The organism is Amylibacter sp. IMCC11727, from assembly GCF_029854195.1.
Lineage (GTDB): Bacteria > Pseudomonadota > Alphaproteobacteria > Rhodobacterales > Rhodobacteraceae > Amylibacter.
Genome location: NZ_CP122960.1, coordinates 1571420 through 1597067 on the forward strand (window position 1 = coordinate 1571420; position 25648 = coordinate 1597067).

Consider the following 25648-nt stretch of genomic DNA (forward strand, 5'->3'; position numbering starts at 1 on the left):
TAATAAATGATAGCTGATTTAATCAAATCTGTTGCTGCCAAATTGTAGGATTTGATGACGAATTAGCCTTAATCTTCACAAATTCCTTCAACAACGTCAGCACCATTGACATAAATAAAACGTCAGCCATTCTGCCCTAACGCACACCACCACGCGTCTGGGAGGACACACAATGAACTGGCAAGACATCTTCGCAACCCGCATGGGCCGCATGAAGGCCTCCGAAATCCGCGAGCTTCTCAAGCTCCTCGACCAACCAGACATCATCTCCTTCGCAGGCGGCATCCCCGATCCCGCGCTTTTCCCACAGGCCGAATTCAAAGCCGCGCTCAACGACATATTCGCAAGCGGGCAGGGCACCGACGCCCTGCAATACTCCGTGTCTGAGGGCTACAAACCCTTGCGCGACTGGATCGCCACCCAAATGGCCGCCCTTGGTATCCCGTGCGGCGCGGACAACATCCTCATCACCTCAGGCTCTCAACAGGCGCTCGATTACTTGGGCAAACTCATGCTCTCCAAAAACGACACCGCCCTCGTAAACTGGCCCACTTACCTCGGCGCACTTGGCGCATTCAACGCCTACGAGCCGCAGTTTGACCAGATCAGCGCCAACTCCAACCGCTCCGCCACCGACTACGTCCAAACCGCCGCCTCTCACGGCGGCCAAGCCAAGTTTGCCTATATGTCCGTCGATTTCGCCAACCCCACGGGTGAAACCATGGACCGCCGCGCGCGCCTCTCCATGCTCGACCTTGCCAATGAGTTGGACATCGCCATCGTCGAGGACGCCGCCTACCAATCCCTGCGCTATGATGGTGAGGCAATCCCCCCAATCCTCGCCCTCGAAATCGAACGCACAGGCAGCATTGAAGACTGCCGCACCATCTATTGCGGCAGCTTCTCCAAAACCCTCGCCCCAGGCTTGCGCGTCGGCTGGGTCTGCGCCGCGAAATCTGTGATCCAACCGCTTGTCCTGATGAAACAGGCCGCCGATCTGCATTCCTCCACCATCAACCAAATCGCAATCCATAAGGTGGCGAGTACAGGATTCGACGCCCAAATCGAAAAAATCCGCGCCACCTACAGCCAACGCCGCGACCACATGCTTAACGCGTTAACAACCCACATGCCCAAAGGCGTTACATGGACCAAACCCGAAGGTGGCATGTTCATCTGGGTGACACTGCCGCCGCACCTCGATGGCGCAAAGCTGCTCGCACAATCTCTTAAAACCCAAAAAGTCGCCTTCGTCCCCGGCCGCGCCTTCTTCGCAGACGGCTCGAGCGGCAACACCCTGCGCCTCAGCTTTTCTTGCGCGGATGAAGACACAATTAACACAGGCATCAACCGCCTTGGCCAGTTGTTGCAGTCTGTCGTCTAAGCTCAATCGTTAACAAAACTCTAACCCTGACGCGTCTTATACGACGCGCCAGGGTTTACCCTTTGTTCATTCTCTCCGAGAAAAAGAGCAGGGCGCTTACGCCCAAGCCGCCCAGCTTAGCCCAGCCACCAACGCCCCGATAAACCCAAGGCTTAGATAGGCCAGAAACACCCTCGGTTTCACCAGCGCCCAGACCGCAATTGCCGCAGGGATACAGCTCACAGAGCCCGCCAGCATAAACGACATCGCCGCTCCTTGGCTCATCCCTTGCTCAACCAGACCAGCCACCAGCGGCGCCGCAGCATAGCCGTTCAGATACGCAGGTCCACCGACCAACGCCCCCAGAACAATCGGGCCGAGCCCTTCTCCCCCCAGCACACTTGCGATCCATTCCGCAGGGGCAAATCGAACCATCAGCGATTCAACAACATAGGCTAAGGTAAGCCATTTAAACAAGAAAAACGCATTTTGCCACGCGGTGCTCAGAAATGTCTGCACCCGTTCACTCTCGCTCCAGAATGCCCAAACAGGTTTGCCCGTGAACGGGTTCGTGCCACACCCACAGCCCCCCGCATTGGCATCCTCGCGCAGCGGGTTCGCAAACAACGCGGTCCGCCCCAGCGCCATAACGCTAAACCCGCCAAGCAATCCAAACCCCACCGTTGCAATGGTTTTTGCCACCGCGAAATCCACACCGAGAGCGCTTGACGTAATGATAAACATCGGCGGGTCCATAATGGGGGACGCCAGCCAAAACGCCATTACGGCGGCCAATGGAACCCCCATCGCCAACAATGCGGCCACAAAGGGGATCACTTCACAACTGCAAAACGGTGCGAGCCCCCCAACCATCGACGCCAAAATCACCATGCGCACAGGCGAGCCTTTAAACGCCTCTGCCACAATCCCTTCGGCCCCTGTCGCCTTAAGATAAGCGACCATAAACACCGCAAAGCCAATAAATATCCCTGTGGACCCCAGCGCCTTACCTGTGGCCGTTACCACACCCACTAGCTCCGCAGGCACCAGCGCCGCCACGCCCAACAGCATCGCGCCAATCATCAACCAAACACGGTCGATCTTCCAACCGCGCCCTTCAACATCTACCGTATGATCAACCATGAGAATGCTCCGTATCAGGCGCGTCAGCGCAACAGTTTTTCAAGATAAAATTCGACAGGGCCGTGGTCATGTCATAAGCAACGGACGAACAAATAATGCTGCGCCCTTCCTTTTTCTGTTCCACCAGCCCCGCATGGACCAAAAACCGCAGGTGATGGTTCAACGTGGAGCCAGGCACACCTGTGCGTTTGCCCAACTCCCCCATCGACAGCCCCTTCGTGCCCGCCCGCACCAGCGTTTGCAGCACGCTCAAGCGTTGCTCTGATCCAAGCGCAGCAAAGGCTTGCGCGGCGTCTTCCAGACTAATGTCCATGTTCGAATCCTGTTTCATGCTTCAATATTTCTAGAATTATCGAAATGAGTCAATCTATATTTCCAGAAATATGGAAATAACCTCACCTTTCCCCAAATTCCATTCCCTGATAAACGGCGTCTCATGTCTCGTTTTGCAGATCATATCGCCAATATTCGGGCTTGTCGGCTGTGCGCAGATCGCTTTGCGCAAACCCACACCGCGCATGAACCGCGCCCCGTTGCATGGCTCTCTCAAACTGCCAAACTCATGATCATCGGCCAAGCCCCCGGCGCGCGCGTCCACGACTCTGGTCGCCCCTTCACTGATCCGTCAGGGGACCGCTTGCGCGATTGGTTGGGGGTGGATGAACACACATTCTACGACCAATCCAAACTTGCCATTTTTCCCATGGCCTTTTGTTTTCCGGGATACAACGCCAAAGGTTCCGATCTACCACCACCAAAAATCTGCGCCCAAACATGGCGTGAGACCACACTGCAAATGATGCCGCAGGTTGAACTCACGCTACTGATCGGCGGTTATGCCCAAACATGGCACCTTAAAACCAAAAACGTCACCCAGACCGTGCAGAACTGGCGCGACTACGGCCCAAATGTCATTCCACTGCCACATCCCAGCTGGCGCAACACGGGTTGGATCAAGAAAAACCCATGGTTTGAAACCGATCTTCTGCCCCACCTTAAATCCAGAATAGAAGCCCTGATATGACCCCTCTCGACACTGCCCAAGCCGCCATGGACGCCGCGCCCGAAGACACCACAAAACGCATGGCGTTTTACGAACGTGTGGCTGACAGCGAGTTGTTTCTCGTGCTTGAAACGGAACCCACTGACGACAAAATCCAACCCGCATTGTTCCCCGTCGAAGATGAACACTACGCCCTGGTCTTTGACAGCGAAAGCCGCATGACCGAATTCACCCAGAACCCCACGCCGTTTCTGTCTATGGCAGGCCGCCAAATCACTGCCATGCTTGCGGGTCAAAATATCGGCCTTGGCCTCAATCTTGCCGTCGCCCCATCCTCCATGCTGCTCCCCGCCAGCGCAGTGACGTGGCTCCACGAAACCCTCGGCACCGCTCCCGAAGCAGCCGAGGCAACCCCCAGCGCGATTTACCCCCCAGGCCAGCTTCCAGAAACGCTTATCACCGCGCTAGATACTAAACTCGCCACCATGACGGGTCTTGCCAAATTCGCCTATCTCGCTGAAATCGAATACGAAAACCGCCCACGCACGCATGTGATGGCCTTCATTGATGCCATCCCAGATGCCGAACCTGCCATCGCCGCCGCCATGTCCGAAGCCCTCACATTCTCAGGGATTGAAGCAGGCAGCCTCGATGTGATTTTCCTCTCTGCCACCCATCAACTCAGCGCCGCACTCGCCAAAAATGGCCTGCGCTTTGATCTGCCACAACCAGCGGAACCCACCACGCAAACGATAACGGCTCCAGGATCAAACCCCGACAAACCACCCATCCTACGCTAAAAATCGATGACCCACTCAGAGCCTTTTTCTTGGCCTAAATATCCAAGTCCCGCGCTCAATATTTTAGTGCAGGATCCACCAGATACAAAACCGGCTCGCCGCGCACAACTCGCGCAATATTCGCCGCCGCCACCGCGCTTGATGTGGGAACACGGGTTTCAGACGCGATATGCGGCGTCACCAAAACACTCGGTTCTGCCCAATAGGGATGGCCACGGGGCAAGGGCTCCTCGCGAAACACGTCCAGAGTCGCCCCTGACAGCTTCCCAGACCGCAATCCAGCCAACAGGGCGTCATCGTCGATCAACTCTCCACGGCCGGGATTGATGATCGCCGCACCGTCTTTCATGGCCGCCACTGCATCTGCACCAATGATCCCATCCGTCGCGGGTGTCGCGGGCATCAAGGTCACCACAATGTCCGCTTGCCCCAATACGTGGTGCAACCCATCATCTCCCGCAAAACAGTCTATTGGGGCGTCTGTTTTCAACGTGCGGCTCCACCCCAGCACGTTAAACCCGTAATCCCGCGCCGCAACGGCACAGGTCATGCCCAATTCTCCAATGCCCAGAAACGCAACCGTGCGCTGCGATGGCAGGGGCGGGGCCACATCCGTTAACCATTCTTCTGCCTGAACAAACGCATCCGTGTGCAAGTGATGGCGCAGGATATGCCCCATTACATAATCAATCATCCCTTGCGTCATGCCAGGGTCCACCATCCGTGCTAGCGGCTGGGTCAACGTCTTGTTGCGCAACAGTTTATCGGGCCCCGCCCAAAGGCTCTGGATCAGTTTCAAATTGGAATAAACGCTCAGATCATCATCATCGCGCAAGGGCGCATAGATCAGATAATCCACGGTTTCTGGTGCATCTGTTTCCTGCACCAAATTAACCTCAATCCCCAACTTTGCGAACTCCGCCTCCAGCACAGGTTGATATTGCGGCCACAGCGCATCGCGGGCCGAAAACAAAACGTTAATCATCTGGGAATCCTATCGTGGGCGGTGAACATGGGCACTTTGTACCAGCCCAAACGCGATCAGCAACACCATCATCGCCGATCCCCCATAACTCACCAGCGGTAAGGGAACCCCGACAACAGGGGCCAACCCCATAACCATTGACATATTGACCGCAAAATAGAAAAAGAACGTGGTTCCAACCCCAATGGTCACCAACGATCCATACCTATCTCGATTGGCCAGTGCGGACACGTAACAGAACAACAGGATCAGTCCATAAAGCCCCAGCAGAACAATCCCGCCGACAAACCCAAACTCCTCACCCAATGTGGTAAAAATGAAATCCGTGTGTTTTTCAGGCAAAAAGTTCAACCGCTGCTGCGTGCCTTGCATAAACCCACGCCCCGTCATCCCGCCAGACCCCAGCGCAATTTTTGACTGCGTGATGTGATAGCCTGATCCCAGCGGATCGCTTGACGGATCAATAAAGGTTTCAATCCGCTTATATTGATAGTCTTTGAGCAGCTGATATTCCGTCCCTTTGGACGTAAACACCCCCGTCACCAACAGCGTCACCGACAGAATAGCAGCCAGAAAATACCCCCAATGGACCCCCGCGATAAACATCATGATCGCGCCGCCCATAATGATTAGCAACGCGGTCCCCAAATCAGGCTGTCCCAACACTAAAAATGCAGGCAATAGGATCACGGCAATGGGAATAAGCACCCAAAGCGGATGGGAAATGCGCCGTTCTTCCAGCCAATCATAATAAAACGCCAACGCCATCACGACGCCGATTTTCATCAATTCTGACGGTTGCAGGGTCATAAAACCCAGATCAATCCACCGCTGCGCCCCCCCGCGCGTTTCCCCGATATAGGGCACCGCCAACAACAGCGCGATCCCAACGATATAGGCGACAATACTGATTTCGCGCCAAAAACTGATGGGCACAAAAGCCATGAACACCATGACACCCGCCCCCAGACAGAACCGAATGATCTGTGGCTCGGCCCAGCGTTCGATATCCCCGCCAGATACGGAATACAGCATCAAGAAACCGGTGCTGGCCACCGCCGTCAGCAACAACGCCAAAGGCCAGTTGAAATACAGCACTTTGGACAACCCTGTTGGCACAGAATGGGATGACACGTTCATATAGCTCATGCTTTGTCATCCTTGATCGGACGCCCCGCGCGAACATCCGTGGGCAACGCGCGATAGCCGTTGTCTTCCCCCAGCTCCAGCGCCTTTTGCATGATATCACGCGCAATCGGCGCGGCTGCCTTGGACCCGCCACCGCCGTGTTCTACAACCACTGAAATGGCAAACCGTGGATTGTCCGCAGGGGCATAGGCCACAAACAACGCATGATCGCGCCGTTCCCACGGCAAATCCTCATTGCGGATCACGCCGCGTGCGCGCTCTTCTTTGGTGATAAACCGCACCTGTGACGTGCCGGTTTTCCCCGCCATCTTCCAATCTTTTCGTTTGATCGCAGATCCCGCCGCTGTGCCGCCACGCTCATTCACCACGGCAAACATGGCCTTTTGCACGGCTTCAATGTGGTCGGGATCAATATCCAATGGCTCACGCCCCTTTACGGGCTGTGGGCGGTTATCAATGGCATTCACCAATCGGGGCGAAATTTGTGTCCCTGTCCCCAACCGCGCGGCCATCACCGCCAGTTGCATGGGCGAAGACAGCACAAATCCCTGTCCAATCGACGCATTCAACGTATCCCCGATCACCCACTCCGCATCTTTGCGGGCTTTTTTCCATGCCTTTGTGGGGGCCGATCCCTCGCGCACCGCGGGCAGCTCCAGATCGTGCTTCACACCCAGACCCAGCTGCTTTGCCATGGCCGAGATGTTTTCAATCCCCACCTTCTGCGCCACTTCGTAATAATACACATCACAGGATTGCTTCAGGCTGTCATGCAGCCCCATACGCCCGTGACCACCGCGCCGCCAGCAATGGAACCGCCGATTATAAAGCTCAATATATCCATTACAGCGTACTTTTTCGTTGGGGGTCATAAAGCCCCCCTTCAACGCGGCCAGCGCCGTTACCATCTTGAACGTCGATCCGGGGGGATACGTCCCCGTGATCGCCTTGTTCAGCATGGGTTTGTATTTGTTTTCATTCAGCTCTTTAAAGTCGGCTACAGAAATCCCGCGCACGAATTTGTTGGGGTCGAAACTGGGCGCAGAGGCAATGGTCAACAAATCCCCGTTGCGCACATCCATAACCACAGCAGACGCGCTGTCATCTCCCAACCGTTCCAACGCATATTTCTGCAATCGGTGATCAATGGTCAGCTGAACATTGACGCCAGCTTTGCTTTCTTCACGGCCCAAAACGCGCATCACACGACCGATTGAATTGACTTCAATCCGTTTCACACCTGCCTTGCCGCGCAGGGGTTTCTCAATCTGCTTTTCAATACCGTTCTTACCGATCTGAAACCGCGGGATCAGCAGCAACGGATCATCATCATCTGTTCGGCTCAGATCATAGTCGGAAACGGGGCCAACAAACCCCATTATGTGCGCAAAATCATCAGCTTGCGGATAGATCCTATAGTGCCCTAACTCGGGCGAAATTCCTGGCAGCGCGGGTGCATTGGCACTCACGGCGGCGATGTGTTCCCAATCCAAATCCTGCGCCACAGTTACAGGAACAAATCCGCGCCGCTTGCGCATTTCTTCTAACGCCAGCGCGATATCTTCGTCCGTGATTGGGACAATCGTGGCCAAACGGCGCAATACGGCTTCGGGGTCATCGGCCTGTTCGCGTACCATTTCGATCTTATAGTTCGGTTCGTTATACGCCAGCGGCTTGCCCAATCGATCAAACACCAATCCGCGCACAGGTGGGATCAGGCGAATGTTCACACGGTTTTCTTCGGCAAGCAGGCGAAACGATTGGTTCTGCTCCACCGAAATACGCCGCATCTGCCAGCCAAGCGTGCCGATCACGCCCGCCTGCATCCCTGCCAACACAATGGCACGGCGCGTCAGCATTTGGCGCAAGCGTCCTGGTTTTTGTGGGCGTCTCATAACCGTTTACCCCAAGCATCCGTTACACCCGGTCTGGGCTTTGTGATTCCCATCGCGTATTTCATCACGCCCACTGTAACAGGGTAGGCGATCACTGTGAAAAGGATAAGCAGCACCTGTTCCACCAATCGGGGCGCACTGGATAATGTCAGCAGCAACAACACGTGTTGAACCAACGTCACCGCAACGAAAATTGTGGCCATCCACAACCATTCCAATCCGAAAATATACTCGCGAAAGGCTTGGATATTGCCGCGCACAACCTCGGACCCCATCACAATCAAAAGAGTGGCCAAACCAAGGGGCGCTTGGGTCAGAATATCGCGCATGAAAAACACCGCAAATATGGACCAGATCGGCACATATTCGGGCCGACGAACGATCAAAGCCATTGTAATACAATAGAAAATATCAGGGACGGGCAGGGAGCCCGCGCTCAGATCGAAAGGGATGATCGCCCATAAAATGAACACCATCCCAACCAGCACAAAGCTTAGCCGATACATCCACAAACGCAGGGGCGATGTGTCTTCCATCACTCACTCACTTGCACTTGTCCAGGCAAGGTCGGCCCCACCAATCTCCCTGGTTCGGAAATCGGTGCAGCGGGCAAATGGCGAATGATGCGCAGGAATTCCAATCGGCGATAATCTGCCGCCAATTTCACCCGCAACCGCCCATCATTGGTGATAACAACCGCACCCACCAACAAATCGGTTGGAAACACGCCGCCATCCCCCGTGGTAAACACACGATCCCCTGCACGAACCTGATCCACACCGTCCAAAAACTCCAACGGTGGAAACGCCGTATTGTCCCCTGCCAAAATGGCTTTGCGCCCCGATGGCGTCACCTCTACGGGAATGCGGCTCGAACTATCTGTAACAAATAAAACCCGCGAACTGTCTTTGCCCACACCCGAAATGCGCCCCACAAGACCCAGCCCATCCATGGCCGCCCATCCATCAACCACGCCATCATGGCGACCAATGTTGATCAGGGCCGATTGCCGAAACGGGCTGCCGCTGTCTGTCATCACCACACCCGTGGTATAGGTCAGCTTGGGGTTCAGCTGCACATTGTTCAAATCCAACAACTTTGCGTTTTTCTGTTCCAATTGCCGCGCTGCTTCTTGAAACTGTTTCATTCGCTGCAATTCACGGCGAAGCTCTTGGTTTTGCTGATAAATCCGCGAATAGCTTTGTGCATCGGCAATCATATTGGATACATGCGCAACAGGGGCCAGCACCCATTCCAAATTGGGCACAACCTTGTCAATAACGGCCATACGAAACCGCTCTGCTCGGGGGTTATCAATGCGCCAGATCAGGAACATCGCGAACAGAAACACCAACAGCACAGACACCAAAACACGCCGCACAACGCGGCGGAAATGGACCTCACTGTCGTTCTGTACGGCCATTGAATGCTTTCATCGGTTCACAGCTTGGCGCGAAAGGCGTTAGCTATCGAAATCAATAACATGAAGCAGCTGTTTTTCATACTCCAGCGACTTACCCGTGCCGAGCGCCACACAATTCAGGCTCTCATCCGCCACCGAAATGGCCAGACCCGTCTGCTCGCGCAGCGCCAAATCCAATTCGCCCAACAACGCACCGCCACCCGTTAGCATCACACCGCGATCCACAATATCCGCGGCCAAATCGGGCGGTGTGGATTCAAGCGCGGTCATCACCGCTTCGCAAATCTGTTGTACAGGCTCGGCCAACGCATCGGCCACTTGCGCCTGTGTAATCTCTGTTTCTTTGGGCACACCATTCAACAGGTCGCGCCCCCGAATTTCCAATGCTGTCCCACGTCCATCTTCTGGCATACGCGCTGTGCCGATAGATGTCTTGATCCGCTCCGCCGTGCTTTCCCCCACCAAAAGGTTCTGCTGACGACGTAAATAAGAAATAATCGCTTCGTCCATACGGTCGCCGCCCACACGCACGGACCGCGCATACACAATATCACCCAGCGACATCACAGCCACCTCGGTGGTTCCGCCGCCAATATCCACAACCATGCTGCCCGTTGGATCGGTAATCGGCATACCCGCCCCAATAGCCGCTGCAATCGGTTCTGCAATCAGGCCAGCCTTGCGCGCACCCGCAGACAAAACAGATTGGCGAATGGCGCGCTTTTCAACAGGGGTCGCCCCGTGTGGAACACAGACAATCACACGGGGTTTTGTCAGCGTGGAACGTTTGTGAACTTTGCGGATGAAATGTTTGATCATCTCTTCGGCAACATCAAAATCCGCGATAACCCCATCGCGCATTGGGCGGATCGCCTCGATTGATCCAGGTGTTCGCCCCAGCATCAATTTCGCATCTTCACCAAACGCCAGCGCCTTTTTCACGCCGTCCTTGATGGTATAGGCCACAACAGACGGCTCGTTCAAAACGATGCCCTTGCCTTTGACGTAAACAAGCGTGTTCGCCGTTCCCAAATCAATGGCCATGTCAGCCGAAAAAATACCAGATAAACTTCCAAACATGTGCGGCCGCCTTTGCTTGCACGAAATGACCGCACCCATCTGCGGTTAGAGGCTCGCTTATAGCGGCTCCACCGCGTTCTGGTAAAGATACTGCATACACAAAATAGGCATTTTCCCGCTATTCATACGTTGTATATGTGTGGTTATGCTGGACAAAATTATACATATCGAACATATGCAAAAACCACCGAAAATTTTTCAACGGTCAAACGCAGAATCATCTCTGGTAGAATTGCTGTGATTTTTCAACAGAAAATCCCACTAAAAAAACGGGCCGCAAACGCCGCCCGTTTTAATATTTCTGTCCGTTGATTGTGGCTTAGGATACGTCTTTATAAGACACCTCTGCCACATCGCCACCGGCCTTTTCACGGCGCACCAACAGCTTGTTCAGCGCGTTCACATAGGCTTTGCAACTGGCCACAACCGTATCCGTATCCGCCGAAGACCCAACGGCGATTTTGCCATTTTCTTCCATGCGAACGGACACCGTTGCCTGCGCGTCTGTGCCTTCTGTTACGGCGGCCACATTGTACAACTGCAATCGTGCATCATGTTTGAACAACGCCTTTACCGCGTTAAACGTGGCATCCACAGGGCCATCGCCTGTGGCCGTCACGCTTTGATCCACACCATCAATGGTCAGGGTCAAATCCGCTTCTTGTGGCCCATGTGTTCCACACACCACCCGCAAAGACCGCACCTTAATACGATCATGCTCGGCATTCGTTGTTTCATCAGACATCAACGCGATCAGATCGTCGTCAAACACTTCCTTCTTACGATCTGCCAGCGCCTTGAACCGCACAAACACGTCTTTCAATTGATTGTCAGCCAACTCATAGCCGAGGTCTTTCAACTTAGCGCGCAACGCTGCACGGCCTGAATGTTTGCCCAGAACCAAATTGGTTTCTGCCAAACCCACATCTTCGGGGCGCATAATTTCAAATGTTTCGGCGTTCTTCAGCATCCCATCTTGGTGAATGCCGCTTTCATGCGCAAAGGCATTTTTACCCACAATGGCCTTATTGAACTGCACTGCAAATCCAGAAACAGACGCAACACGGCGGCTGATGTTCATGATCTTTGTGCTGTCGATCTTCGTTTGATAGGGCATGATGTCATTGCGCACTTTCAGCGCCATCACCACTTCTTCCAGCGCCGTATTCCCCGCACGTTCCCCCAAACCGTTGATCGTGCATTCAACCTGCCGCGCACCCGCTTCAACGGCGGCCAGCGAATTTGCCGTTGCCATGCCCAAATCGTTGTGGCAGTGCGTCGCGAACACAATCTCATCCGCACCTGGTACATTTTCGATAAGCATACGGATCAATTCCGCACTTTCACGTGGCGCCGTGTACCCAACAGTATCAGGAATGTTGATTGTCGTTGCCCCGGCCTTGATCGCGGTTTCCACCACGCGGCACAGGTAATCGTCTTCGGTGCGGGTCGCATCCATGGGCGACCACTGCACATTGTCACACAGGTTCCGCGCATGGCTCACCGTGTCATGAATCCGCACGACCATCTCGTCTTGCGTCAGATTGGGAATCGCGCGGTGCAAGGGGCTTGTGCCAATAAACGTGTGAATGCGCGGGCGGCGTGCGTGTTTTACAGCCTCCCAACAGCGGTCAATATCACGAAAATCAGCCCGCGCCAGACCACAGATCACAGAGTTTTGGGATTGCCGCGCGATTTCACTCACCGCGTTGAAATCCCCCTCAGATGCAATGGGAAAGCCCGCTTCGATGATGTCCACGCCCATCTCGTCGAGCATTTGGGCAATTTCCAACTTTTCGGTGTGGCTCATGGTGGCACCGGGCGATTGCTCGCCATCGCGCAATGTGGTGTCAAAAATCAAGACGTGGTCTTGTTTGGCTGTATCGGTCATGGTTCTGGTCTCTTTTTGGGACTTAGCTGTGTTCGATTTGCAATTAAGGCAAAATCTTTCAAAAGGGGTTAGGTGTCAGCGCGGATTGGTCTCACCCCTGAGCGCACGCGCCGGACCCCGACACGCTCAGAGGCGGCTAAGTAGGAGGAGCAGCGCAGCAGCAATCGCGGCCTGTGGGGCCATCGGATTGGGGATATGTGCGCTGTGTCTCATACCGCCTTTATACGCGGTTTTTTCCCCTTGAAAAGACCCCGTGTGCTTCACGCCAAAATCCTGTCCCAATTGCCCCTAATGTAATGGCCTTCTGTGCAAAGAAATTTCATTCCCTCTTGTGTCGCCGCACCAGCCCCTTACGATGTAGGGATGACAACCCAATCGGCCCTTGGCCCTTCTTCACGCGTATTGATTATCGGTGCATCTGGCGGCATTGGCCAAGCCTGCGCCATTGCGGCTGGCAATATCTGTGGCATGATGAATGTGACCATGCTGTCACGGGCCGCTGACGATTTTGACATCACGGATGAAACCTCGGTGGCAGAACACCTTGGTCAGCTTGATGGCCCCTTTGATGCCATCCTGATCGCCACAGGCGGGCTCGAAGTAGATGGCTTTGCCCCAGAAAAATCTTTGCGCAGCATTCAATCCGCCGCGTTTGAGGCTCAATTCGCGCTCAATGCCATTGGCCCAGCGCTTGTGTTCAAACATGTGTCGCGCCTTTTGCCCAAAGATCGACCCGCGCTGATTGCGGCGCTGTCGGCGCGGGTTGGCTCCATTGGGGACAATCAACTGGGCGGCTGGATCAGTTATCGCGCCGCAAAGGCTGCGCTAAACCAAATCATTCGCACCGCATCTATCGAACTTACCCGTTCGCATCCGTTGTCCACTTGTGTCGCCATTCATCCGGGCACGGTGCGCACGCCCCTTACCGAAAAATATGTGGGCAACAATCCCGCTGTTGCCCCGGCTACGGCGGGACAAAACATTCTGGATGTGCTGTCAAACCTTCGCCCATCTGACACGGGCCAATTCTTTGATTGGCAGGGGGTGCCCGTCGAATGGTAAGTAGAGCCTTTCGCTAACCTCCAGCGGCACGCTGCGCTTTGGTGTTTTGGAAAAACACACGCCCAGTTTTCACAGGTTTGGGTTTATCTGGCACAGTAAAGAACCCACGCGGTGGCCGCTTTCGGCTGAAATTGCGCAGTTTCGCGGAATATTCATCCACTTTCACCGCACGGCGTTTGCGCGATGCAACAATGCTCAGCACCCGTTCGGCTTGCAACACGTCCAAAGAAAAGAAATCCGTCATCATGCCCGCTGTCATCACCCGCTTAAATTCAGGATCGTCCGTGTTTGTTGCCCCAAACGGCCAATGCTGAAACTTACGCTCCGTGTCTCGCATCACCGCCCGGATTTTCACCGTATCATGCAAACGGCTGTCGGTGATCCGCGCCATGGTGGCATCCACTTTATCCTCAGGCCCTTCCAGCACTTGAAAAATCCGCTTTTGGTTTGAAAACATAAAACTTGTAATGCCATCCGCTAAATTGCGCTGCACACATCGTTTTTGCAGACTGAGCAATGTGATCGGGCCAAATCGGCTTATGGCGCGGCTTTCATAGAATACTCTGTTTAACATATCATGCCTTCCTGACCCCTCTAAACCGACCCTAGAGCGTCAGGGTAAACGGGGTGTAAACATTCCAAGGCAATATTGTGTTAATTCCAGCGCGCTTCTAAGGCCTCGATCGCCGCAATTCGATCTTCGGTCTTGGGATGGCTCATCAACCACGCCAGCGGTTGACCAGAGGCCCCAACCAAGGCTTCCAACTTTTCAAACAGCGTTTTTTGGGGGGCGACGCCCACACCGATCTTGGTCAACAGCGCCGCCGCATAGGCATCCGCTTCATATTCGTCTTGTCGCGACAACCGCGCCGCCAACATGCTCGCCAATATCCCCGCCAGCCACGGCCCAACCCCTGGAATAATGCGCCCAAGGATCATGCCAAGCGCCACGCGCACCGCATTCTGCCCCGAAAAATCAATCATCCGTCTGCGCGAATGCCCCAGCGCCACATGCCCCAATTCATGGGCAATCACGCTGGCCATTTCTTCCACCGAAACCTCACCCGCTGTGTATTTTTTGAAAAAACCGCGTGTGATGAAAATCCGCCCATCAGGGGCTGCCAATCCATTCACAGGTTCAATTTCATAAATATGAACCTTCACCTGATCCAGATCGAGCGCCTCTGCCATTCGATCACACATGCCCCGCAACTTGGGATCCGCCAATTCTGTTGACTTCGCATCCAACTCTGCACGGGTGCGCCAGACCGAAAACCGATAGTAAACCACGCCATAAAGCAGCGCGAGCAATATAGGAGCAACCTTCAACATAAATCACATATGGGGCAGGGCAGGCAGTTGGGCAACGGCTCCCTGTTTCTTTTGTCGAAAAATACTCAAACGTCCCAGGCTACGCACAGGCTCAACGGCCCTCGAAACGCCCACCCCTCGAAAACAGGCTCTTCCACAACACGCATTCCTCGCAATCGCGCAAATAACATCGGCAGGGCCACCTCGGCAATCAACACACGGCTCGCCGCCGCACCCGCACAAAAATGCGGCCCCGCACCAAAGGCGATGGCGCGGCCTGTGTCCCGCATCACGTCAAAGCGATCGGGCGCATCAAATTCCGCCTCATCTCGATTTGCGGACCCGAACATAAAAAATACCCGTTCATCAGGCTCAAACGTCACACCCTTATACGCGAATGCCTGATCCACGCGCCGCGGCGACATGCCAATAGGTGAAATCCACCGCGCATATTCCTCAAACACCGCCCGCCACGTGGTAGCCCCTCGCTCTACTGCACCCAATTGATCTGGATGGGACACCATCGCCCAGACAGCCCCCGCAATTGCATCACGTGGTTCGTTTTGCCCCCCCGAAATCGCCAGCTTCACATTTGCCCTGACACTCTCCTCTGGCAGTCCCGCTTGCATTTGCACTGACAACAGGCTCTTATCAGGGGCCGCACGCAGTGCATCTAGCCGCGCATCAATATGGCGATCAATACTGGCGGTACAGTCTTTGCAATGGGCCTCAATGGCCGCATCCCCCGCGTAATTCGCAATCCCGTCAATCATCCCCTGGCTAACGCGATCCATCTCTTCGGGCGACATATTAGTTAACCCTGTTATCACCTGCAACGCTGCCCCAGATAGGGGCATAGCGTATTCAGCCACCAAATCCGCCTCACCACGATCCGCAATGCCATTCAACAAACGCGCCGCCGCTGTCTCAAACGCGCCCTTCCAGTGATCCATCACCGTGCGCGGGGATAGCGCAGGAAACACCGCCCGCCGTTCCGCCATATGCGCATCCCCATCCTTGCGCATCATGTTTTGGCCCATTAGCACATCCATCAATCCACCGGGCTGACGGCTGGAAAACACCTCAATATTCTTTTCACACACAAAAATATCCGCACGCTGCGTGAACAGCGTCGCGCCCAATTGTGGCACAAAGTGAATACCACCATCTGCCCGCATCTTCGCCAAATCGGGGTAGGGGTCCGCCTTAAACGCTTGTGCGTCAATTTCGTAAAAAGGGGCGTTTGACATGGGGCCTCATAAGGTCGTTAACACATTAAGAACCTGCTGAGTGCCGAAATCAACTACAAATCATCGCCCTCAGGCAACTGCTCCAACAACGCCCGCTCATTCGACCATGGGTTCAAATCCACGGCCCGCTGCAAATAGATCCGCGCCAGCGCAGGTCGCGCAGTGCGAAAATAAATCAGCCCCAGCCCAGACAACGCCCCAAAGTGTTGTGGCTCCAACTCCAGCGTTTTCTTCAACAACGCCTCGGACCGCGCATTTTGACCGCGCAGGTAGTAGGCAAAGGCCAGCTGGTTGTACCCTTCCGCATAGGTCGAACAATACCCCACCAACTCCGTCAGCACATCCACCGCCGTGATCAAATCCCCAATCCGAATGGCCCCCATGCCACCATTGAGCATCTCTTGCGCCGTGTCATTGGGGGCCGCGCGGTAATAGGCCCACATGGCATCCACCGCCGCTTGACCCTTCGCCATCGTATCCGAGGTACGCATGGTCTCGATCAATGCCGCACGTTCCGCAGATCGGTCAGGCATCACAGGACACAGCGCAAGGGCAGGGGAGGTCAGCAGGCAAAAGGCAGGGATCAAAACGCGTTTCATGCCCTAGAATGGAGCGCGTCCGATTAATCTGTCAAGAAATCACGCTTTATAAAGCTGCCGCACATCCGTAATCCCCGTCTGCGCCATCCCGATCGACAGCTCATCCGTGAACACATCCCACAACTGCGCGAGGCCTGCTTCACCACCCGCCGCAATGGCAAACTGCAAGGACCGCCCAAAGAACGCGAAATCCGCGCCACTATACAGCGCCTTCAACACATCCTCGCCAGACCGCAATCCACTGTCAAAGAACAACGGAAAATCATCCCCCACCGCCGCCCGTATCTCAGGCAGCACCGCAATCGGCGCAGGCGCACTCTCCAACTGCCGCGCCCCGTGGCTCGACACTTGGATCGCATCCACCCCCTCGGCCTTCAGCCGCACCGCATCCTCCACATCCAGAACGCCCTTCACCACCAGATTGCCAGGCCACATATCCCGCAACTGTTTCAGCGTGTCCCAAGTGGCCTTTGCACGGCTTTCGGTGCGATCAAACTCATACCCATCCATCAGGAAATTCGCCATCTGCGGCTTGCCTGCGAACAGTGAGGTCAGCGACCAACGCGGATGCAGGGCGAAATCCACAAACTGCTTTGGCCCGATCTTAAACGGCATCTTAAACCCATGCCGCAACTCCCGCGGCCGCCGCCCCACCTCGGGCACGTCCACCGTGACGACCAAAGTCTCATACCCACAGGCTTTCGCCCGCTCCACCAGCTTAAACGTTCCCGTGCCATCCCCGCTGAAATAAAGCTGAAACCAAGCGTTCCCCTCAGACACCTCAAGGATCTCCTCCATCGGCGTTGACGCCACGGTAGACACCCCATGCGGAACCGAATGCTTCGCCGCCAATCGCGCCAACATCAAATCCGCCCCTGGCCCAGACAAATTACACATCCCCATCGGCGCAATGCCAAACGGCATAGCAGTGGTTTTCCCAAAGAGGCTCACCGACGTATCCCGCACCGAAACATCCCGCAGGATTTTCGGCTGCAACGTCACCGCATCGAGCGCAGCCCGAGCCCGATCCGCTCCAACCTCAGACCCCGCCGCCCCATCGATGTAATCAAACACCATCCAAGGCAAACGGCGCTTGGCCAATCGACGCGCGTCAGCGGCGGAATGGATGTGGGATGCAGATGTCATGGCGTGATGCCGCTCCAAAATCGTAAAGAGGTGATCCTCTATAGGCAGCAACTCACACCAGACCCACGGCCATAATGCAAGGTTAACGATATGCGAAAGGAGGTTTTAGGTCGTATGGATCGGGGCAATTGCGGGCCCATTGCAGGCTGCTGACCACCCCATTCAAACAAAAACGTGCAGCCAAACAGGGTCTGGCTGCACGCAATTTCAAGTGATTACTGGATTAGGACGTTTTGCAACGCACGTGGTAAATAACACCACCGAGCAATGCGCCGATGATCCACGCGTAACCGCCCAGTTGACCCAAGAACGGCACCCAAACAGTCGCAACCGAAAAGACAGCCGCAATCACAAAGGCAATCACCGCGTTATCATGCCAGCCGTTGCCATAGTGATATGCACCACCATCCATGTTATAAAGGTCATCCACATTCAACTGCTGCTTTTTCACGATGTAATAGTCAACGATCAGGATACCGAACAGCGGGGCCAATGTGGCGCCCAGTGTGTTCACAAACCCGCTGATGCCAATCTGGCTAATCACCGCTGTCCACAAACCACCAATCACCAGTGCAAAAGCAGAGGTAATCAAACCCGCGTTGCGAAAGCTCATCTTGGTAGGGGCCAAGTTGGCAATGCCGTTGACCGCAGGGATAAAGTTCGCAACCAAGTTGATACCGATTGTCGCCGCAAGGAACGTCAGCGCCGCAATAATGCTCAGCACAACGCTATCCGCTTTTTCCACGATCTCGGTTGGGTTGATGATGGCTTCGCCGTAAACAACTGCCGCACCTGCTGTGGTCAACAACGCCAAAGCAGAAAACAGGATCATGTTCAGCGGCAGACCTGTCAGGTTGCCTTTCGTCATGGCTGCTTTGTCTTTGGCATAGCGTGAAAAGTCGCTGAAGTTGATCATAACCGCAGAGAAATACGCAACCATTGTCCCAAAGATGGCAATAAACCCTGTGAACTCAGTGCCCCAGGTTCCTTCTGGATTGGCGAAAATCGTACGGGCTGATGACAGCAATTGACCGTCTGATTTGATCCAAAGCACCACAACCAAAGCGATCATAACCGCATAAACAAAGGGCCCAGCAAAGTTCAAAAACCGCTCAACCCAGCCCATGCCGCGCCAGAAGATGAAGATGTGAATGGCCCAAACGATCAGGAACGACAGCCAACCCACAGGTGTAATACCGAGGATCTCAGTGCCCCCTGAGGACCCTGTCAGCGCATTGATCAACAGCGTCAGCGCCGTGGAGGCAAAGTAAACCTGCACACCATACCAGAAAATCGCCACAACAGCGCGCAGAACCGCTGGCAATTTTGATCCGGCCGTCCCCATGCTGGCCCGTGCAAAAACAGGGTAGGGGATGCCATATTTTTCACCCGCAGCCCCGGAAAGGTTCACCATATACATCACGAAAAGTCCAGACAGGACCAAAGCGGCAAAGGCGGTCCAACCGCTCACGCCGAATGAAATAAACAGCGATGCCACCAACGAGTAGCCAAAGAGAGATTGGACATCGTTTGCCCAAACATTAAAGATTCCGAACCAGCCCCACGACTTTTCGTCGCTTGTCACTGGTCTCAGTGCATTTTGATCATCCATTTTCGTGTCCCCGATAGATGAACCTATTAAACTGCAATCTCGACCCAGTGTCTAAAGGAGCAGCCCAATAGATTTGTTGCTAAGTATTCTAACAATAGCACAATAATATTCCCAATAGGAATAAAAATTTCTTATAATGATATTTATGTCGCTCTTTGAGACGGTAAAACACACCAAAACCCGCCTGAGTTGTGTGATGCGCGTTGGAACAGACTGCCCATCCCCAACGGCGCATTCCCAAACGGACCTGTGGTGGCTTTGCCAAAGAGATCACCAGAAATGTTGCAACCCGTTCCCACCTCGGACTCCGCTACCCTCTAAATGTATTCAAACACCATCTGAGGCAGACAACAACGTGCAGCGGCGGCAGAATGAATATGTTTCGCCGATGTCTTAACTAACACGGCTCCGCCAAAGTTCGAACGGCTGTAGCCCTTATATTCCCAATCAAACGACAGTCCCAAAGACGGATTGAAAAGTTAACGGGAAGCGATAGCGGGTCTTGGGATAAATTGGTTTCTTTTGCGATGTTGTTGGGTAATTCAGCTTGTTTGATCACTTTTTGTTCTGGCAAATTCTCCTGATAGGTGAAATATTAGTCAACAATGACGCATTGATTGAGAGAAGATGAACACAACTGAAAAATGCAATCGGTTAGAGGATGAGTTTTTTGCGTATTTAATCGGCCAAAAAACAGCTGGTTTGCTAGTTTTCGATTTTTACCCCTCTGACAAATGTCAAATCTTCAAAAAGAAGAAATACTACTGCAGCGAAAGGCAGGGTGACATTGAATTTGATGTCGTAATTGAGATTCGCCGCGAAGTCTCCTCGAAGCCACACCTGACGGTAGTTTTTGAGTGCAAAAATCAAAGTGCCAATATCCAAGAACGTGATGTTACGGATTTTTCAGATAAGCTTCATCGGGTTTTTGGTAACGGAGTAAAAGGTGTTTTGGTTGTTTCTGGCAAACTTCAATCTGGCGCACGAAACATCGTCGACAAAAGAAAGATTGGGATCATAAAATTTGAAGAACAGGGGTTCGAAGTTGTAGCAGATCGAAGGGGTAGAACTTTCGCGGAAGGAAGTATTTTAGAACAGCAAATCTTTGAAACTGGAAATGAAGACAAAGCACTTAAGTTTGCGGCTTATGTCAATGGCAAGTGTGTCAGCTCGCCCGCGAAGTTATTGTTAGAACTTGATCCCTCTTATTCACCGGAAACTGAAAGCAAACTCGCAAAATCAGTGCCATCTATTTCCAACCACGACATTACTTCCCGCGCAAAGACGCTTCTAAATAAGATTGGATACTCTGCTGGACCGGTAAACCTAAGTGATGCTTGTGAATACTTAGGGGTTAATTTGGTGTACACTGCGCGAACTGTCGTGGATCCTAGGGGAAACAAGGTGCTTGGGTCAGCTAACTTTGACCGCAATGAAATCCATATCAATGATAGTGAGACAGAATTTAGAGAAAGGTTCACGCTTGGCCACGAGATAGGGCATTTTTATTTAGGACATGGTGAATTTCTTCGTTCTGAAGCCACTATCCAAAAGGACCTTTTCGTTCAATTCAGCCAGAAGGCCACGAATTTACAAAGGCTGGAAACCCAAGCAAACAAATTCTCTTCGGCGCTTCTTCTTCCCGAAGACGAGTTCGCCTTGCAGTTAGCCGTTCGAAGAAATCAACTTGGCATTCAAGATCGGGGTCATGGTTACCTGTTTGTTGACGATCAACCTTGTAACTACTCACCCTACAACCAACTCCTTACAGACATTTCCGAATACTTCAAAATATCCAAGCAAGTCATTGAGATAAGATTAAAAAGTCACGGACTATTGAACGATCAACGATACAATGCTCAGAGACTTGCCTCCATTATAAGTGCTTAAAGCAAATCCCTCAACGCCCCAACTCCTTCATCGCCGCCTCAATCCCCTTGATCGTCATCGGGAACATCCGCTGTTGGAATATCTCCTGCATCATCACAGTGGAATGCGTATACTGCCAATATTGTTCCTTCACAGGATTGATCCAAACCGATCCGGGCCACTGTTCCTGCGCGCGCTCTAACCAGACCTGACCCGGCTCCTCGTTCCAGTGCTCGTTCGCACCGCCTTTATACACAATCTCATAAGGGCTCATCGCCGCGTCCCCCACAAAAATACATTTGTAATCAGAGCCATAGGTCCGCAGCACATCCCACGTCGGCGTCTGCTCCATCCAGCGCCGTTTGTTGTCTTTCCATACGCCCTCGTACAAGCAGTTGTGAAAGTAAAAATACTCCAGATGTTTGAACTCGGTCTTGGCCGCTGAAAACAGCTCCTCAATCATCTTGATATACGGGTCCATGGACCCGCCCACGTCCAAGAACAACAGCACCTTCACCGCATTGCGCCGCTCTGGCCGTGTCACCACATCCAGATAGCCATTCTCGGCCGTCTGGCGAATGGTGCCGTTCAAATCCAGCTCGTCATCCGCGCCAGATCGCGCCCATTTGCGCAGCCGTTTCAGCGCCACCTTGATGTTGCGCGTGCCCAGTTCCACATTGTCATCAAGGTTCTTGAAATCCCGCTTGTCCCAAACCTTGGTCGCCTTCTGATGGCGGCTCTTATCCTGCCCAATGCGCACACCCTCAGGATTGTATCCATAGGCTCCAAACGGCGATGTCCCCGCCGTGCCAATCCACTTATTGCCGCCCTGATGCCGCTTTTCCTGCTCCTTCAAACGCTCTTTCAGCGTTTCCATCAGCTTTTCAAACCCGCCAAGGCTTTCAATCTCGGCCATTTCTTCTTCGGACAGGTGCTTTTCCGCCAGTTTGGTCAGCCAGTCCTCAGGAACATCCACCGCGTTCAGAATGTCGCCCACGTCAAGGTTTTCCATGCCCTTGAACACGTCCGCAAACACCAGATCGAACTTATCCAGATTGCGCTCATCCTTTACCATCGTGGCTCGCGCCAGATAGTAGAACGCCTCTACGTCATAGATCACCATGCCCGTTTTCACCGCTTCCAGAAACGACAAATACTCGCGCAAACTCACAGGTATTTTCGCGGCTCTCAGCGCTTCAAAGAAACGTAAAAACATCTCAGACCCAACCCTGCCAATCAGCAATAACGGTTAACACCAGCACAATCAGGAAAAACGCCAGCCCGTGGATAAATCCGTATTGCACCAGATCAAGGGTCTTGCCGCCCATCTTGCGCGCGCGCCACCACCCGATCAACGCACCGATAAAAAACGCAGGAACTGCAAACATGGATTAACCCTCACCTTCGGGAAGTTTTGGAATAAGACCAGCGATAATTTTTAGCCGATCCTTGATTTCTTTGGTTTCATACACACCGTATTGACCCCACCCAATGGCCTCTTGGCGCAGGGCTTTGGCTTCGGATGCGCGACCACCGTGTTCGTAAATTTCCGCCTTCATGGCCAATAGGCTGAACAGCAACCGCCCATTTTGCGCGGTTTTTGCGGCCACAATAGAGGGCTCGATATACTGCAAGGCTTGCGTCAAATCCCCTGCGGACACAGACAGGGATGCCATCTGCAACGCCGCCTGCGCTGTGTGAATATCAAACGGCCCAAACGCCTGCACGAAATTGGCATAAGCACGGGCATAATCCCCTGCCGCAGTGCGCGGATCATGGGCTGCGTTGACACGGGCCCGCGCGTAAAAACTGAACCCCAAGCGGTGATCGGTGATGCCCGCTTGGCGGGCCACATTCACCGCGCGGGTCGCGGCGGCCACACGGCCAGACGGCGACCCCCGTGACCCAAGAGCGGTTTCAATGGCCTTCGTCCACGCATCAGGGGTTTCCTGCAGCTGGCGCGGTGTTAAACTAACCCCTTTCGGGTTCATACGGCGCAACAGTGCGGGCAAAACCGCCGCCACCTCATGTTTCGCCATACCAGACCGCAGTTCTGGGGCGTAAAACAAGCGCAGCATCAGCATGTCATAAGACGTCAGCACAATGTGGAAATTGTCGTCATTGTAAACGCTGTCAGGCACACGATACAGATCGTTCAGTGGTCCAAGCGCCTGTGCCAATTCCTCGTGTAAACAGTCCCGCGCGTCTTGGGGAGACACATCGCTTGGCATGAAAATCGCCGCCCGTTTGCGTTCTGTCAGCGATGTCCAATCCGAACGGCGGCTAAACCGACTTTTGCGAAATTCGTCCCAACTGCCCATGCGCGGCACAACAATACAGGCCGCATTCGGGGCCACACGGTGCAATTTACGCTGTGGGATCAGTTCGATGACAATATTGGCGGATGTCGGTGATGCCACGCGATTGATTGGCACTGTGCCCTCATTGCGCAATCGCGTCAGCAAACGATCCAAATCGCGGCTCACCACCTGGCGCTTGGCATTCACCAACGCCACGGTGACATTGCCTTCAAACCGCGAAAAACGGGCCAGCGTTTGCCCGCTTTCCAGCGCAAAAGCGTAATCAATGAACTCTTCAAAAATATCCGCATTGGACCGTGCCACACCACGCGGCGCAGAGTCTGCTGCAAACAGCCTCATCGCTGGCAATTCCACATCAGGCGCCGTACGCTTTGACACAGGGGCCTGTGTGCTGGAACACCCAGCCAACAGAAGGGCCACGACCCCTGCGGCGAAACTCTTAAATCCGATCATATTTGATACTTCACAAACGGGCTCAACGTCGCCACCCCGTCATAGAGCTTGCGCGCCACCGCATTGTCCTCGGCCGTCAGCCACCAAACCTGTTCGCAGTTGTTGTCCTTAGCATGGGCCACAACCGCATTAATCATGGCCTTGCCTGCACCCGTGCCACGCACATCTGGCCGAACGTATAAATCATTCAGATAAATACGATTTTTAGGTCCCCAGAAAAACCGATGATACAGAAAATTCACAATCCCAACGCCCCCGTGCTCAGGCGTTTCGGCCACCATAGCGAACATCTGCTCGTCAGGATCATGGATGCGCCGCCATGTTTCTGCATACACATCCTCATCCCGCGCCGTTTCGTAAAACGCCAAGTAATCCCGCCACAGATCACGCCAAACGGCTTCATCTTCGGCGGTCACATATCGAACCGTTGTCGCCATGGGATTTATCTATTCCCACGGGCCATAAAGGCCAGCCGTTCGAACAAATGCACATCCTGTTCGTTCTTCAACAACGCCCCATGCAACTTGGGCAGGGCATCTTTGCCGTCCCGTTTCATGTCCGCTGGATCCAAATCCTCAACCAGCAGCAACTTCAGCCAATCCAACACTTCAGACGTGCTTGGTTTTTTCTTCAAACCAGGGGTCTCACGGATTTCATAAAACTGGGTAAGCGCCTCAGCCACCAACTCAGGCTTAATGCCTGGAAAATGCACATCCACAATCTGTTTCATGGTGTCTGAGTCCGGGAAACGGATGTAATGGAAAAAACACCGCCGCAAAAACGCATCGGGCAGCTCTTTTTCGTTGTTAGATGTGATGATCACAATAGGGCGCTGCTTGGCTTTGATGGTTTCACCTGTCTCATAGACGTGGAATTCCATCTTATCCAACTCTTGCAACAGATCATTGGGGAATTCGATGTCCGCCTTGTCAATCTCGTCGATCAACAGAACCAACCGCTCATCTGCTTCAAACGCCTGCCACAGCTTACCCTTTTTGATGTAGTTTTTTACATCATGCACGCGCTCTTCGCCCAGCTGACTGTCGCGCAAACGTGAAACCGCATCATATTCGTACAAACCCTGCTGTGCTTTGGTGGTGGATTTGATGTTCCATTCCAAAATCGGCAGGTCCAGCGCCTTGGCCACTTGCAACGCCAGCTCTGTTTTACCTGTCCCAGGCTCGCCCTTCACCAAAAGGGGGCGTTGCAACGCAATCGCCGCGTTTACTGCCACCGTCAGATCATCGGTGGAAACATACTGTTTAGTGCCTTCAAACTTCATTTTATTCCGCG

25 protein-coding genes are annotated in these 25648 nt (G+C 53.7%); 5 read left to right on the forward strand and 20 right to left on the reverse strand.

Annotated features, from left to right (window positions below; all coding sequences use genetic code 11):
- Positions 1 to 172: 172 nt before the first annotated feature.
- A complete protein-coding gene (locus QBD29_RS07975) occupies positions 173 to 1384 on the forward strand; it encodes a PLP-dependent aminotransferase family protein (protein ID WP_280100769.1) in 1212 nt (403 codons plus the stop codon).
- 96 nt (positions 1385 to 1480) lie between these two features.
- Here the strand turns inward: QBD29_RS07975 and QBD29_RS07980 are convergent, their stop codons facing one another.
- Together QBD29_RS07980 and QBD29_RS07985 are read right to left on the reverse strand one after the other, a co-directional pair.
- Positions 1481 to 2506 (reverse strand): permease, encoded by a 1026-nt coding sequence (locus QBD29_RS07980; protein ID WP_280100770.1) that lies wholly within the window; start codon positions 2504 to 2506, stop codon positions 1481 to 1483.
- Positions 2499 to 2837, reverse strand: a complete 339-nt coding sequence (locus tag QBD29_RS07985) for a metalloregulator ArsR/SmtB family transcription factor (protein ID WP_280100771.1) — start codon at positions 2835 to 2837, stop codon at positions 2499 to 2501. The genes QBD29_RS07980 and QBD29_RS07985 overlap by 8 nt, the downstream gene beginning before the upstream one ends.
- Before the next feature lie 105 nt (positions 2838 to 2942).
- On the opposite strand from QBD29_RS07985, the gene QBD29_RS07990 reads away from it, so the two are divergent.
- Together QBD29_RS07990 and QBD29_RS07995 are read left to right on the forward strand one after the other, a co-directional pair.
- Positions 2943 to 3530 (forward strand): uracil-DNA glycosylase family protein, encoded by a 588-nt coding sequence (locus tag QBD29_RS07990; protein ID WP_280100772.1) that lies wholly within the window; start codon positions 2943 to 2945, stop codon positions 3528 to 3530.
- Positions 3527 to 4309, forward strand: a complete 783-nt coding sequence (locus QBD29_RS07995) for an SseB family protein (protein WP_280100773.1) — start codon at positions 3527 to 3529, stop codon at positions 4307 to 4309. The genes QBD29_RS07990 and QBD29_RS07995 overlap by 4 nt, the downstream gene beginning before the upstream one ends.
- 55 nt (positions 4310 to 4364) lie before the next feature.
- Here QBD29_RS07995 and QBD29_RS08000 read toward each other — a convergent pair whose 3' ends face one another.
- The 7 genes from QBD29_RS08000 to QBD29_RS08030 form a co-directional block, all read right to left on the reverse strand.
- Positions 4365 to 5294 (reverse strand): glyoxylate/hydroxypyruvate reductase A, encoded by a 930-nt coding sequence (locus tag QBD29_RS08000; protein ID WP_280100774.1) that lies wholly within the window; start codon positions 5292 to 5294, stop codon positions 4365 to 4367.
- Positions 5295 to 5303: 9 nt separating this feature from the next.
- Positions 5304 to 6443 carry a rod shape-determining protein RodA gene (rodA, locus tag QBD29_RS08005; protein ID WP_280100775.1) on the reverse strand — a complete coding sequence of 380 codons (1140 nt, stop codon included), beginning with the start codon at positions 6441 to 6443 and terminating at the stop codon, positions 5304 to 5306.
- On the reverse strand, positions 6440 to 8338 hold the full coding sequence (mrdA, locus tag QBD29_RS08010) for a penicillin-binding protein 2 (protein WP_280100776.1): 1899 nt from the start codon (positions 8336 to 8338) through the stop codon (positions 6440 to 6442). Before mrdA ends, rodA begins: the two co-directional genes overlap by 4 nt.
- Complete coding sequence (locus QBD29_RS08015) at positions 8335 to 8874, reverse strand: hypothetical protein (RefSeq protein ID WP_280100777.1); 540 nt, start codon at positions 8872 to 8874, stop codon at positions 8335 to 8337. The genes mrdA and QBD29_RS08015 overlap by 4 nt, the downstream gene beginning before the upstream one ends.
- The gene (gene mreC, locus QBD29_RS08020; RefSeq protein WP_280100778.1) at positions 8874 to 9761 is read right to left on the reverse strand and encodes a rod shape-determining protein MreC; all 888 of its coding nucleotides are present in this window, start codon (positions 9759 to 9761) and stop codon (positions 8874 to 8876) included. Before mreC ends, QBD29_RS08015 begins: the two co-directional genes overlap by 1 nt.
- A 39-nt stretch (positions 9762 to 9800) precedes the next feature.
- Positions 9801 to 10841: a rod shape-determining protein gene (locus QBD29_RS08025; RefSeq protein WP_280100779.1), complete on the reverse strand. Its 1041-nt coding sequence runs from the start codon at positions 10839 to 10841 to the stop codon at positions 9801 to 9803.
- 319 nt (positions 10842 to 11160) lie between these two features.
- On the reverse strand, positions 11161 to 12732 hold the full coding sequence (locus tag QBD29_RS08030; RefSeq protein WP_280100780.1) for a 2-isopropylmalate synthase: 1572 nt from the start codon (positions 12730 to 12732) through the stop codon (positions 11161 to 11163).
- Between the two features lie 363 nt (positions 12733 to 13095).
- Between QBD29_RS08030 and QBD29_RS08035 the strand changes: the two genes are divergently transcribed.
- Positions 13096 to 13794: an SDR family NAD(P)-dependent oxidoreductase gene (locus QBD29_RS08035; protein ID WP_280100781.1), complete on the forward strand. Its 699-nt coding sequence runs from the start codon at positions 13096 to 13098 to the stop codon at positions 13792 to 13794.
- 13 nt (positions 13795 to 13807) lie between these two features.
- Here the strand turns inward: QBD29_RS08035 and QBD29_RS08040 are convergent, their stop codons facing one another.
- From QBD29_RS08040 to QBD29_RS08065, 6 genes are all read right to left on the reverse strand, one after another.
- Positions 13808 to 14368, reverse strand: coding sequence for a BLUF domain-containing protein (locus QBD29_RS08040; RefSeq protein ID WP_280100782.1), 561 nt, complete (start codon positions 14366 to 14368; stop codon positions 13808 to 13810).
- An 80-nt stretch (positions 14369 to 14448) separates the two neighbouring features.
- Entirely contained in the window at positions 14449 to 15126 is a 678-nt protein-coding gene (locus QBD29_RS08045; RefSeq protein ID WP_280100783.1) for a M48 family metalloprotease, read from the reverse strand.
- A gap of 65 nt (positions 15127 to 15191) precedes the next feature.
- Positions 15192 to 16355 (reverse strand): cytochrome P450, encoded by a 1164-nt coding sequence (locus QBD29_RS08050; RefSeq protein ID WP_280100784.1) that lies wholly within the window; start codon positions 16353 to 16355, stop codon positions 15192 to 15194.
- Between the two features lie 53 nt (positions 16356 to 16408).
- Positions 16409 to 16954, reverse strand: coding sequence for a tetratricopeptide repeat protein (locus QBD29_RS08055; protein ID WP_280100785.1), 546 nt, complete (start codon positions 16952 to 16954; stop codon positions 16409 to 16411).
- A gap of 39 nt (positions 16955 to 16993) precedes the next feature.
- Entirely contained in the window at positions 16994 to 18100 is a 1107-nt protein-coding gene (locus QBD29_RS08060) for an alpha-hydroxy acid oxidase (protein ID WP_280100786.1), read from the reverse strand.
- A 223-nt stretch (positions 18101 to 18323) separates the two neighbouring features.
- Entirely contained in the window at positions 18324 to 19712 is a 1389-nt protein-coding gene (locus QBD29_RS08065; protein WP_280100787.1) for an NCS1 family nucleobase:cation symporter-1, read from the reverse strand.
- Between the two features lie 627 nt (positions 19713 to 20339).
- Here QBD29_RS08065 and QBD29_RS08070 point away from each other — a divergent pair.
- Positions 20340 to 21602 carry an ImmA/IrrE family metallo-endopeptidase gene (locus tag QBD29_RS08070; RefSeq protein ID WP_280100788.1) on the forward strand — a complete coding sequence of 421 codons (1263 nt, stop codon included), beginning with the start codon at positions 20340 to 20342 and terminating at the stop codon, positions 21600 to 21602.
- A gap of 10 nt (positions 21603 to 21612) precedes the next feature.
- Here QBD29_RS08070 and QBD29_RS08075 read toward each other — a convergent pair whose 3' ends face one another.
- From QBD29_RS08075 to QBD29_RS08095, 5 genes are read right to left on the reverse strand one after another with little or no spacing between them, the layout of a single operon-like run.
- The gene (locus QBD29_RS08075) at positions 21613 to 22797 is read right to left on the reverse strand and encodes a VWA domain-containing protein (RefSeq protein ID WP_280100789.1); all 1185 of its coding nucleotides are present in this window, start codon (positions 22795 to 22797) and stop codon (positions 21613 to 21615) included.
- 1 nt (position 22798) lies between these two features.
- Entirely contained in the window at positions 22799 to 22969 is a 171-nt protein-coding gene (locus QBD29_RS08080; protein ID WP_280100790.1) for a hypothetical protein, read from the reverse strand.
- Between the two features lie 3 nt (positions 22970 to 22972).
- Positions 22973 to 24355, reverse strand: a complete 1383-nt coding sequence (locus QBD29_RS08085; RefSeq protein WP_280100791.1) for a DUF2927 domain-containing protein — start codon at positions 24353 to 24355, stop codon at positions 22973 to 22975.
- Positions 24352 to 24792 (reverse strand): GNAT family N-acetyltransferase, encoded by a 441-nt coding sequence (locus QBD29_RS08090; RefSeq protein WP_280100792.1) that lies wholly within the window; start codon positions 24790 to 24792, stop codon positions 24352 to 24354. The genes QBD29_RS08085 and QBD29_RS08090 overlap by 4 nt, the downstream gene beginning before the upstream one ends.
- Before the next feature lie 5 nt (positions 24793 to 24797).
- Complete coding sequence (locus QBD29_RS08095; protein ID WP_280100793.1) at positions 24798 to 25637, reverse strand: MoxR family ATPase; 840 nt, start codon at positions 25635 to 25637, stop codon at positions 24798 to 24800.
- Between the last annotated feature and the right edge of the window lie 11 nt (positions 25638 to 25648).